Annotated in this window: 11 protein-coding genes; all 11 read left to right on the top strand. The window is 64.2% G+C overall.

Going from position 1 to position 11,178, the window contains the following annotated elements; all coding sequences use genetic code 11:
• Positions 1–86: 86 nt before the first annotated feature.
• Positions 87–1,124 (top strand): ABC transporter substrate-binding protein, encoded by a 1,038-nt coding sequence (locus JL811_RS11830; RefSeq protein ID WP_202688822.1) that lies wholly within the window; start codon positions 87–89, stop codon positions 1,122–1,124.
• A 134-nt stretch (positions 1,125–1,258) separates the two neighbouring features.
• Positions 1,259–2,239, top strand: coding sequence for an ABC transporter ATP-binding protein (locus JL811_RS11835; protein ID WP_202688823.1), 981 nt, complete (start codon positions 1,259–1,261; stop codon positions 2,237–2,239).
• A complete protein-coding gene (locus JL811_RS11840; RefSeq protein WP_202688824.1) occupies positions 2,236–3,096 on the top strand; it encodes an ABC transporter permease in 861 nt (286 codons plus the stop codon). Before JL811_RS11835 ends, JL811_RS11840 begins: the two co-directional genes overlap by 4 nt.
• Positions 3,093–3,890, top strand: a complete 798-nt coding sequence (locus tag JL811_RS11845; protein WP_202688825.1) for an ABC transporter permease — start codon at positions 3,093–3,095, stop codon at positions 3,888–3,890. The genes JL811_RS11840 and JL811_RS11845 overlap by 4 nt, the downstream gene beginning before the upstream one ends.
• A complete protein-coding gene (locus JL811_RS11850; protein ID WP_202688826.1) occupies positions 3,887–5,002 on the top strand; it encodes an NAD(P)/FAD-dependent oxidoreductase in 1,116 nt (371 codons plus the stop codon). The genes JL811_RS11845 and JL811_RS11850 overlap by 4 nt, the downstream gene beginning before the upstream one ends.
• Positions 4,999–5,295, top strand: a complete 297-nt coding sequence (locus JL811_RS11855) for a (2Fe-2S)-binding protein (RefSeq protein WP_202688827.1) — start codon at positions 4,999–5,001, stop codon at positions 5,293–5,295. The genes JL811_RS11850 and JL811_RS11855 overlap by 4 nt, the downstream gene beginning before the upstream one ends.
• A complete protein-coding gene (locus tag JL811_RS11860; RefSeq protein WP_202688828.1) occupies positions 5,292–6,674 on the top strand; it encodes an FAD-dependent oxidoreductase in 1,383 nt (460 codons plus the stop codon). The genes JL811_RS11855 and JL811_RS11860 overlap by 4 nt, the downstream gene beginning before the upstream one ends.
• Entirely contained in the window at positions 6,674–7,807 is a 1,134-nt protein-coding gene (locus tag JL811_RS11865) for an FAD-dependent oxidoreductase (protein ID WP_202688829.1), read from the top strand. The genes JL811_RS11860 and JL811_RS11865 overlap by 1 nt, the downstream gene beginning before the upstream one ends.
• Before the next feature lie 13 nt (positions 7,808–7,820).
• Entirely contained in the window at positions 7,821–8,171 is a 351-nt protein-coding gene (locus JL811_RS11870) for a RidA family protein (RefSeq protein ID WP_202688830.1), read from the top strand.
• A 351-nt stretch (positions 8,172–8,522) separates the two neighbouring features.
• Positions 8,523–9,383 (top strand): arginyltransferase, encoded by an 861-nt coding sequence (locus JL811_RS11875; RefSeq protein ID WP_202688831.1) that lies wholly within the window; start codon positions 8,523–8,525, stop codon positions 9,381–9,383.
• A gap of 104 nt (positions 9,384–9,487) precedes the next feature.
• Positions 9,488–11,080 carry an FMN-binding glutamate synthase family protein gene (locus tag JL811_RS11880; protein ID WP_202688832.1) on the top strand — a complete coding sequence of 531 codons (1,593 nt, stop codon included), beginning with the start codon at positions 9,488–9,490 and terminating at the stop codon, positions 11,078–11,080.
• The last annotated feature ends 98 nt before the right edge of the window (positions 11,081–11,178 follow it).

The raw sequence follows: 11,178 nt of genomic DNA on the forward strand, positions 1-11,178 counted from the left end.
TGACAATGGCAAGACCTTTCTAGGACCCAGACTGGGGCCAGCAATGCATCCGGGTTCCAGCAGCACGCCAGACAGGGAGTCAGAAAATGAAAAGACTGCTCATCGCCACCACCGTACTTGCCGGGGGGCTTGCGATTTCCGCCGATGCCGATGCCCAGACCCGCACGCTCTATCTCGGGTCCTACGGCGGTTCGACTGAAACACTGATGAAGGAACAGATCATCCCGGAATTCGAGGCCATGCATGATGTGCGCATCGAATATGTCGCGGGCAACTCGACCGAGAATCTGGCCCGCCTTCAGGCCCAGCGCGGCGCGCAGGAACTGGATGTCGTCATGCTGGATGACGGCCCGATGTATCAGGCGATGCAACTGGGCTTCTGCGGGCCGATCACCGATATTCCCAATCTCGACGATGCCTATGACATCGCGCGGATGGGCGACACGGCCCTTGGACTGGGCGTGGTCAGCACGGTCTTCGGCTACAATACCGAAGTGTTCGAGGCCAATGGCTGGGAACCGCCAACAAGCTGGAACGACCTTGCCGATGAAAAATACAAGGGGCGCCTGTCGATCCCGCCAATCTCCAACACCTATGGGCTGCACACGCTGATCATGCTGGCCCGGATGCAGGGCGGCAGTGAGGCCGATATCGACCCGGGCTTTGCCTATCTCGCCGATACGGTGGGCCCGAATGTGCTGGCCTTCGAGGCCTCGCCGGGCCGCATGTCCGAACTCTTCCAGAATGAGGAAGTGGTTCTGGCGGTCTGGGGCAGCGGTCGTCTCGTCTCCTTGCAAGACACCGGCTATCCGGTGGAGATGGCCTATCCGTCCGAGGGCGGCGTGGCGCTGATGATCGCGGGTTGCCCGATTGCCGACAGCCCGAATGCCGATCTGGCGCAGGCCTTCCTGAACTTCCTGATCGAGCCGGAAAATCAGGTCCATTTCGCCGAGACGCAGGGCTGGGGTCCGGTCAACCGCAAGGTCGAACTGACGCCTGAGACCGCCGCGCGGGTGCCTTACGGCCCCGAACAGGTGGATAACCTGATCGCCATCGACTGGGATCTGGCCAATGAAAACCGGCAGGACTGGACCCGCCGCTGGGCGCGCGAGATCGAGCGCTGACATAACGCCGGGCAAGCCCGGCCGCGAAGGTCCGACCACGCCGGGCCTTCGCAACCGTCCTGCCACCGGACCGCCCGATACCTTGGTCCGTCACGGGACCGCGCCTGCAACACGCTCAACAGAAAGCGATACGGATGGGTTTTCTTCAACTCACGTCACTGTCGAAACGCTTCGGCACCTTCACCGCTGTCGAGGATTTCAATCTCGACATTGAAAAGGGCGAATTCGTCAGCCTGCTTGGCCCCTCGGGCTGCGGCAAGACGACCACGCTCCAGATGATCGCGGGGTTTCTGGAACCAACCGCAGGCCGGATCACCGTCGAGGGCGAGGATCTCGTCGCCATCCCCTCGGCCAAACGCAATATCGGCATCGTCTTTCAGTCCTATGCGCTGTTTCCGCATCTGACGGTGGCCCAGAACATTGCCTTCGGGCTGGAGATGCGCGGCATCACCGCGATGGAGCGGTCGCAGCGGATCGCGCGGGCCATCGACATCGTGCATCTGAAAGGGTTCGAGGCGCGCTTTCCCAAACAGCTTTCGGGGGGTCAGCAACAGCGCGTGGCGCTGGCGCGGGCCATCGTGATCGAGCCGCGCATCCTGCTGCTGGATGAACCGATGTCGAACCTCGATGCGAAACTGCGCGAGGACATGCAGCTTGAACTGCGCCAGATCCAGCAGGAACTGGGCATCACCACGCTGCTTGTCACCCATGACCAGCATGAGGCGATGGCCCTGTCGGACCGGATCGCGGTCATGCAGGGGGGGCGGATCGTTCAGATCGGCGCGCCCTATGAGATTTACGAAAACCCGTCCAGCCGCTTCGTCTCAACCTTCCTTGGCAAGTCGAACCTGCTGCCCGATCCCGCGCAGATGGCGCGGCAAATCTCACTCCGGCCCGAAAAGACAAGGCTGGTCCCCGCCGGTCAGGGCAAATTGCAGGGCCGGGTGACGGCCTGCATCTTCTTCGGGGCGCATTGGCTTTATCAGGTGGACACAGATCACGGGCTGTTGCTGGCCTATGAACAGAACCTCGGTGCCGCCCGCGCCCGCAACGGCGAAACCGTCGGCATCGACTGGGATGAGGCGCATCTGCGCCATCTGGAGGGGCAGGAATGACCCCCGCCCTGTACCGCCGCACCGCCCCCTATTGGCTGAGCCTGCCGGGTTTCGTGCTGTTCGCGGTCATGCTGTTCGTGCCGCTGGTCATGACGCTGTTGCTGAGCTTTTACAGCTTCGACTATACCGCAGGCATCCAGACCGGGTTTTCATGGCACAACTATGCCGATGTGGTCTCGGACGATTATTTCCATGAAATCTTCTGGCGGACCTTCCGCTATGGGCTGATTGTCACGCTGTTCTGTATCGTGATCGGCGTGCCCGAGGCCTATATCCTGAACCGGATGCGCGCGCCCTGGCGCACGATCAGTCTGGTGGCGATCATCGGGCCGCTGTTGATCTCGGTCGTGGTGCGCACGCTGGGCTGGGTCATCCTGATGGGCAATAACGGGCTGGTCAATACAGGGCTGGAGCGGATCGGCCTTGCCAAGATCCCCTTCATCTATACCGAGACGGGCGTGATCGTGGCGCTGATCCATGTGATGATCCCCTTCATGATCATCTCGGTCTGGGCGGTCCTGCAAAAGGTCGATCCGGCAACCGAGAATGCGGCGGCCTCCCTGGGCGCCTCGCAGCCGAAGGTGTTTTTCCGCGTGGTCGTGCCGCAGGTGATCCCCGGCATCCTGTCGGGGTCGCTGATCGTCTTTTCGCTGACCACTTCGGCCTTTGCGACGCCCGCCATCATCGGGGGGCGGCGGCTGAAAGTGGCCTCGACCACAATCTATGACGAGTTTCTCAACACGCTTGAATGGCCCCTCGGGGCGGCCATCGCGATCATCCTGCTGCTGGGGATCATGGCCGTGATCCTTGGCTGGAACCGGCTGATCGAGCGGCGTTATGCACAGGTGTTCCAATGAACCAGAACGGACCTTTCGCGCTGATCTTTCACGCGCTGTTCATCCTTTTCATGATCGCGCCGCTGGCGGTGGTGGTCTGGGTGTCCTTCACGCCACTTGGCTATATCGACGCGCCGACCACGGACTGGTCGCTGCGCTGGTATCGCGAGATCTGGAACAGTTCGGGCTTTATCCAAAGCTTCTGGCTGTCGCTGGGCCTTGCCTTTGCGGCGGCAACCCTGTCGCTGGTGGCGGCGGTGCCTGCGGCGCTGGCCATCGCGCGCTATGATTTCCACGGGCGCGGCTTTCTGACGGCGATGTTCCTGTCGCCCCTGATGATCCCCTCGGTGGTTCTGGGCATCGCCTTTCTGCGCTTCATGACGGCAATCTCGATCACCGGCACTTTCTACGGCATGGTGCTGTGCCATGCGGTTTTCGTGATGCCCTTCGTGCTGCGCCTCACGCTGGCCTCGGTCACGGGGATGGACCGGCAGGCGGAAAATGCCGCGATCTCGCTGGGGGCGTCGAACATGACGACCTTCCGCCGGGTGACCTTTCCGATGATCCTGCCGGGCATGGTGGGGGGCTGGGTTCTGGCCTTCATTACCAGTTTTGATGAACTGACCGTGTCGGTCTTCATCGCGTCGCCCTCGCTGACCACGCTGCCAGTGCGGCTGTTCAACCATATCACCCAGACGACAACCCCGATCGTCGCCTCGGTCTCGGCAGTCATCATCTTCCTGTCGCTGGCGGTGATCCTGATCCTTGAACGGCTTTACGGGCTGGACCGGCTGCTGGTGGGAACGAAAAGATGACAGTGACAATCAAGGTGGATGCCGCCGTGGTGGGCGGCGGGCTGGTGGGGTCTGCGGTGGCCTTCGGCCTGATGGAACGGGGGCTGTCTGTCGCCCTCTTGGATGAGGGCGATGTCGCCTTCCGCGCCTCACGCGGGAATTTCGGGCTGGTCTGGGTGCAGGGCAAGGGTGACGGGCGCTGGCAATATGCGCATTGGTCGCGCCGCTCGGCCGATATGTGGCCCGGTTTCGCCGAGGATCTGAAGGCCGCCTGCGGCGTCGATGTCGAATATGACAAGCCCGGCGGATACTATTTCACCATGTCCGAGGACGAACACCGCACGCGCGGCGAATCGCTGGAGCGGATGCGGCGTGAGGTGCCCGGCGGCTATGATTTCGAGATGCTGCGCCGCAACCAGCTTCTGAACATCTTTCCCGGTCTGGGGGAAGAGGTCATCGGCGCCTCATGGTGTCCGCATGACGGCCATGCCAATCCGCTGTCGCTGCTGCGCGCCTTCCACGCCACGATGAAGGGTCGCGTGCGCCATCTGACCGGCGCTGGCGCGTCCAGCGTCACGCCCGAAGGGTCCGCCTTCCGCATCGAGGCTGGCAGCACCAGTGTGCTGGCTGGCAAGGTGGTTCTGGCCGCAGGGCTGGGCAACCGCGATCTGGCGCCGATGGTCGGGCTGCGGGCCGAGGTGAAACCGCTGAAAGGCCAGATCCTTGTCACCGAACGTCTGGCGCCGAAATTCGGTGGGCTGACACTGAATGTCCGCCAGACCGGCGACGGCACCGTGATGATCGGCGACAGCCATGAGGATGTCGGGTTTCAGACCGAGGCCAATGTCGGGATCGGCCGCAATATCGCGGCCCGGGCGATCCGGCAGTTCCCGGCGCTGGCGCAGGCCGGACTGGTCCGGCAATGGGCGGCGCTTCGGATCATGGCCCCGGACGGCTATCCGATCTACGAACAATCGGCCACGCATCCCGGTGCTTTCGTCGTCAACTGCCACAGCGGTGTGACGCTGGCCGCCGCCCATGCCAGATCGCTGGCCGTGCAGATCGCCGCAGGCCAGCTGGAGCCGCTGCTGGACCCTTTCCATGGTGCCCGTTTCGAGGACAAGATCGCATGAGTTTCACAAGAACCCCCACCGCCGCGCGCAGCGTGCAGTTCAGCTTTGACGGGATGCCGGTTCAGGCGCGCGAAGGCGACAGCGTGGCCGCCGCCCTGCTGGCCGCCGGGATCGACCGGTTCCGCACAACACCGAAACAGGGCAAGCCCCGCCTGCCCTATTGCATGATGGGCATCTGTTTCGACTGCCTGCTGGAGATTGACGGCGAGGCCAACCGTCAGGGCTGCATGGTCGAGGTGCGGGACGGCATGCAGGTCCGGCGTCAGGATCAAAGCCGCGAGGTGCGGCTGTGAAACAGGATCTGGTGATCGTGGGGGCTGGCCCTGCCGGAATGGGAGCAGCCATCGAGGCGCGTCGTGCCGGTCTGTCGGTGCTGGTGCTGGACGAACAATCCGCCCCGGGCGGGCAGATTTACCGGCAGGTAGAGCGCGTGACGCTGACCGAGACCGCCCGTGCCGACCGGCTGGGGCCGGATTACGCCCATGGCGCGGCCCTTGTGCGCGAATTCCGCGACAGCGGGGCCGAGTATCTGCCGGGCGCTATGGTCTGGCAGATCGAGGCGGGCAAGGTCTGGTATCTGTCGGGTGACCGCGCGGCCAGCGCCGATGCCGGACAGATCCTGATGGCGACCGGCGCGATCGAACGGCCCATGACCCGCAAGGGCTGGACCCTGCCGGGGGTGATGAGTGCGGGTGGCGTTCAGATCCTGCTGAAATCCTCGGGCATGATCCCCGGCGCCGATACGGTGCTGGCCGGTTCGGGGCCGCTGCTTTACCTGATTGCCGGGCAGATCCTTGCGGCGGGCGGCAGGCTGCAGGCGATTGTCGAGACCGTGCCATCGTCCCGCTATCTGGCCGCCGCCCGGCATCTGCCTGCCGCCCTTGGCACCGGTTATCTGTCCAAGGGGCTGGCAATGCTGATGGGGCTGCGCCGCAAGGGCGTACAGATCTATCGGGGCGTGTCGGATCTGGAAGTGACCGGCCGAGACCGCGCCGAGGCGCTGCATTTCCGTCACAAGGGACAGGCGGTGACGCTGACAACCTCGCTGGTGGTGCTGCATGAAGGGGTGATCCCCAACCAGCAGATCACGCGACTGACCGAATGCGCGCATGACTGGAACCCGGCGCAGGACTGTTTTGAACCCCGCACGGATGACTGGGGCAATGCCTCGGTCCCCGGGTTGATGATCGCGGGCGACGGGGCCGGGATCGGTGGGGCATGGGCAGCCGAGGCGGGCGGCAGGCTGGCAGGGCTTGAAGCCGCGCGGGCCGCAGGCCGCATCGACACCACCACCCGCGACGCACAGGCCGCCCCCCTGCGCGCGCGCCTCAACGCGCTGATCCGGGGGCGCGGCTTTCTGGAAGTGCTTTATGCGCCGTCGGCCCCGGTGCCCAAGGATGACGCCACCATCGTCTGCCGCTGCGAGGAAATCACCGCAGGCCAGATCCGTGAGGCCGTGGCCATAGGGGGGCTGGGCCCCAATCAGGTGAAATCCTATCTGCGTTGCGGCATGGGCCCCTGTCAGGGCCGGATGTGCGGCCCGGTGGTGACCGCGATCATCGCCGAGGAACGCGGCGTCAGCCCCGATGCGATCGGCTATTTCCGCATCCGACCGCCGCTGAAACCCATTCCGCTGGCCGCCATCGCGAATGCGGAACCGGGGGACGGCTAGTGGGCAGTCCCGATGTCGTGGTGATCGGCGGCGGGCTGCATGGCTGTGCCACCGCGCTGCATTGCGCCCGGGCGGGCCTGCAGGTCGAACTCCTGGAGCGTGAGGCCGTGGGCCGTCATGCCTCGGGCGTCAATGCCGGGGGTGTGCGGCAATTGGGGCGGCATTATTCCGAGGTGCCGCTGTCGGTGCTGGCCATGCAGATGTGGCGGTCCATCGGCGATCTGGTCGATGATGATTGCGGCTTTCAGCCCTCGGGCCAGATCAAGGTTGCGGGAACCGAGGCGCATATGGAGGCGAACCGCGCCCGCGTGGCAAGGTTGCAGACCATGGGATTCGCGCATGAAGAGGTGATCGGCGCGGATGAATTGCGCGCATTGCTGCCCGCGCTGTCCGATGGACATCCCGGCGCGCTGATCTCACGGCAGGACGGGTTCGCCAATCCCTACCGCACCACGACCGCCTTTCGCCGCAAGGCGCAATCGCTGGGTGTCCGCATCCATGAAGGGCGCGCCGCCACCGCACTGACCCGCGACGGGGCCCGCGAAGGCGGCGGCTTTCGCATCGACACGGCCCAGGGGCCGCTGCGGGCCGCGCGGGTGGTGAATTGCGCGGGCGCATGGGCCGGGACGATCTGTGCCGCGATGGGGGAACCCGTGCCGATCCGCGCCGCAGCGCCGATGATGACGATCACCGCCCCGATGGCGCCCTTCGTTTCCCCCGTCGTGGGGTTTTCCGGCGCTCCGCTGTCGTTCAAGCAATTTGCAAATGGTACGGTGATGATCGGCGGCGGCTATTCCGGTGAGGCCGATCTGGACACCGGCCTGACCCGGCTGCGTCATGACCGGCTGGCCGTCAACCTGCGCACGGCGATGGATCTTTTCCCGGTGATGGCCGGGGCGCGGATCGTGCGGCACTGGGCGGGGGTCGAGGGTGAAATGCCCGATGCGATCCCGGTGATCGGGCCAAGTTCAACGACCGAAGGCCTGTTTCACGCTTTCGGTTTTTCTGCCCATGGCTTTCAGCTTGGCCCCGTCGTGGGCCTGCTGATTGCCGATCTCATTCAGCAGGGCAGAAGCCGGCTGAACCTTGCGGATTTCGCGATCTCGCGTTTCCGCACCCAAGACGAAACCTGAAAGGACCAACAGAATGACCATCACCCGCAACCAGAAAACCCCGATCATGCACCGTTCGGTCGTCCATAATGGCGTGGCCTATTTCGGCGGGGTCGTCGGGGCCGATCTGACCGCCGGAATGGAGGCGCAGACCCGGTCCGTTACTGAACGGCTGGACGCGCTGCTGGCGGATGCGGGCACGGACCGCAGCAAGATCCTCAGCGCGATGCTCTATATCACCGACATGTCGCTGAAGGGTGAGATGAACAAGGCCTGGACCGACTGGATTGCGGGGGATGATCTGCCGACCCGCGCGACCATCGGCGTGGCCGATCTGGGGGAGGGCTGCCTGATCGAGGTGGTGATCACGGCCGCGGTAAACTAAGGCCGCACCCGGTCGGGGGGAGGCTTGAGGCCTGCCCCCCGGCCCGGATCGAGGGACGCAATCCCGCCACGCACTGCGATCCTGCCATCCGCCATCGTCCCCTTCTCGCCATTTACTGCTTTCGGGGCACTGTTCACGGCCCATGGTTCGCACAGCAGGGCGCGCCATGGGCCGGGCAAAGACCCCGGCCCCAATCCTTGACGCGCAACCGGGTGTTCCGCCTCCCGCCCTGCCCCGGACCGCGCAACTCTTGGCTTGGCGAAGCGGCGCTGTCTTGCTAACGTCACATCTGGCCGGAACCGCGTTCCGGCCTACGTGTCGTTGTCATCAACCTTCCGGCCTTTCACACTTATGCGCCACACCCTTCCCCTTGCGCCGCAATTCTATGTGACAGCCCCACAGCCCTGCCCCTATCTTGACGGGCGGATGGAGCGGAAGCTGTTCACGGCGCTGCAGGGCGAACATGCGCAGCGCCTGAACGATGCGCTGTCGAAACAGGGGTTCCGCCGCAGTCAGAACGTGCTGTACCGCCCCTCCTGCGCGGAATGTTCTGCCTGTCTGTCGGCGCGGATCCGGGTTGCCGATTTCCAGCCCAACCGCACACAGCGCCGCGTCCGGCGCCGCAACCACGATCTGATGCGCAATGCGACCAGCCCCTGGGCGACGGAAGACCAATATGCGCTGTTCCGCCGCTATCTGGACGCGCGCCATGCCACCGGCGGCATGGCCGATATGGATATCTTCGAATTTGCCGCGATGATCGAGGAAACCCCGATCCGGTCGCGCGTCATCGAATATACCAACAAGGACGCCTCGGGCGATCCCGCGCTGGCCGCCGTCTGTCTGACGGATGTGTTCGATGACGGGCTGAGCATGGTCTATTCCTTCTATGAACCCGGCCTTGCAAGCCGTTCACTGGGCACGCATCTGGTGCTGGATCATGTCGAAATCGCGCGTGAGGCGGGCCTGCCGTTTGTCTATCTCGGCTATTGGGTGCCCGGCAGCCGCAAGATGGGCTACAAGGCGGGATTCTCGGGGCTGGAAATCTACAAAGCCGGCCGCTGGCAGAAAATCGGCGACCCCGCCGATCACCGTGCAGAACTGCATCCGCTGTCGGTTGATCCGATTGCCGAACAGGTCGCCCGGATCAATCTGCCCGATGGGCGCCAGCCACGCGAAAGCGGCCCCGACCTGCCGCTGACACCCGGCTGATTGCCGCGGATTCCCGGCATTTTCCCGGCGAAACCGCATTGCTTCGGCCCCCCAAGACCCGTTAGCCTTCCCCAGAGTTTGTGTTTCGGGGAGGAGTATCGGTGATGCGCTATATACCTTGGGCCCTTTGCGGCCTGTTTGTTCCGGGGGGCTTTCTTCTGGCCTCGGTCAACGGGTTCTGGGGGGCGGTTCTGGCGCTTCTGGGGCTGGCCCTGTTCGCGCTTGGGCTGCAGGATCTGCTTCAATCGAAAAGTGCCGTTCTGAAAAACTACCCGCTGACCGCGCGTCTACGTTTCCTGCTTGAGAATTTCCGGCCCGAGATCCGGCAGTATTTCATCGAAAGCGATCAGGACAAGACACCGTTTTCGCGCGAACAGCGCGCGCTGGTCTATCGCCGCGCCAAGGGGCTGGACGGGCTGCGCCCCTTCGGCACGCTGCATGATGTCGAGGCCATCGGCCATGAATGGCTGAACCATTCGATCAGCCCCACCAAACTCGGCTCGCATGATTTCCGTGTGACCATCGGCGGGCCGGATTGCACCCAGCCCTATGAGGCCTCGGTGCTGAACATTTCGGGCATGTCCTATGGCGCGCTATCGCCCAATGCCATCGAGGCGCTGAACCGGGGCGCGAAACTGGGTGGCTTTGCCCATACGACGGGCGAAGGGTCGATCTCGCGCTTTCACCGCCTCTGGGGCGGTGATCTGGTCTGGCAGATCGGATCGGGCTATTTCGGGGCGCGCAATTCCGACGGATCCTTCAGCCCCGAGAATTTCGCGGCCAATGCGACCGGCGATCAGGTCCGCATGATCGAACTGAAGCTGAGCCAAGGGGCCAAGCCCGGCCATGGCGGCATCCTGCCGGGCAAGAAGGTGACCGAGGCGATTGCCGAGGCGCGCGGCGTTACGGTCGGACAGGACTGTATCAGCCCCTCATCCCATTCCGCCTTTTCGACCCCGATCGAGCTGTGCAATTTCATCGCTGAACTGCGTCGCCTTTCGGGGGGCAAACCGGTCGGGATCAAGTTCTGCATGGGGCATCCGTGGGAATGGTTCGCGCTGGCCAAGGCGATGAAGGAAACCGGGATCACCCCCGATTTCATCACCGTGGACGGGGCCGAGGGCGGCACCGGCGCTGCACCGGCCGAATTTGCCGACCATTACGGCGCGCCGTTGCGTGAGGGGCTGATGCTGGTGCACAACACCCTTGTCGGCCTCGATCTGCGCGACCGGATCCGGATCATCGTCGCCGGCAAGATCATTTCCGCCTTCGACATCTGCCGGATGTTCGCTCTGGGGGCCGATGCCTGCAATATGGCGCGCGGCTTCATGTTCGCCATCGGCTGTATTCAGGCACAGACCTGCCATTCCGGCAAATGCCCCACCGGCGTCACCACACAGGATCCGGGCCGCTACCGCGCGCTGGTGGTCGAGGATAAATACATGCGCACGGCCAGTTTCCACGCCAATACGCTGCATGTCCTGAAAGAGGCGGTAGAGGCCTCGGGCCTGCGCCATCCGTCCGATTTCACGCCGCATCACCTGATGATCCGGATTTCCAGCCGCGAGGTGCGGTCCGCCTCAAGCCAGTATCTGTGGGTGGAGCGCGGCGAATTGCTGGCCGGGGATCCGCAGCACCCGGCCTTTCTGAAATTCTGGGACCGCGCGCGCAGCGACAGTTTCGCCCAGGTGGTCTGAACTGGGCCTAAACTGGGACTGAACGGCGGACTGATCGGACGCCCGGCGGAAAACTCCCGCCCCGTGACAGGATGGGGCAGGTTGCGCAACACCGGGGC

The organism is Szabonella alba (assembly GCF_016765775.1).
GTDB classification, from domain to species: Bacteria; Pseudomonadota; Alphaproteobacteria; order Rhodobacterales; family Rhodobacteraceae; genus Szabonella; species Szabonella alba.

Bases quoted from the DNA above. Each gene is read 5' to 3' on its own strand.
- JL811_RS11840 (WP_202688824.1), top strand. From the start codon at position 2,236: ATGACCCCCGCCCTGTACCGCCGCACCGCCCCCTATTGGCTGAGCCTG.
- JL811_RS11855 (WP_202688827.1), top strand. From the start codon at position 4,999: ATGAGTTTCACAAGAACCCCCACCGCCGCGCGCAGCGTGCAGTTCAGC.
- JL811_RS11830 (WP_202688822.1), top strand. From the start codon at position 87: ATGAAAAGACTGCTCATCGCCACCACCGTACTTGCCGGGGGGCTTGCG.
- JL811_RS11875 (WP_202688831.1), top strand. From the start codon at position 8,523: ATGCGCCACACCCTTCCCCTTGCGCCGCAATTCTATGTGACAGCCCCA.
- JL811_RS11870 (WP_202688830.1), top strand. From the start codon at position 7,821: ATGACCATCACCCGCAACCAGAAAACCCCGATCATGCACCGTTCGGTC.
- JL811_RS11880 (WP_202688832.1), top strand. From the start codon at position 9,488: ATGCGCTATATACCTTGGGCCCTTTGCGGCCTGTTTGTTCCGGGGGGC.
- JL811_RS11850 (WP_202688826.1), top strand. From the start codon at position 3,887: ATGACAGTGACAATCAAGGTGGATGCCGCCGTGGTGGGCGGCGGGCTG.
- JL811_RS11835 (WP_202688823.1), top strand. From the start codon at position 1,259: ATGGGTTTTCTTCAACTCACGTCACTGTCGAAACGCTTCGGCACCTTC.
- JL811_RS11845 (WP_202688825.1), top strand. From the start codon at position 3,093: ATGAACCAGAACGGACCTTTCGCGCTGATCTTTCACGCGCTGTTCATC.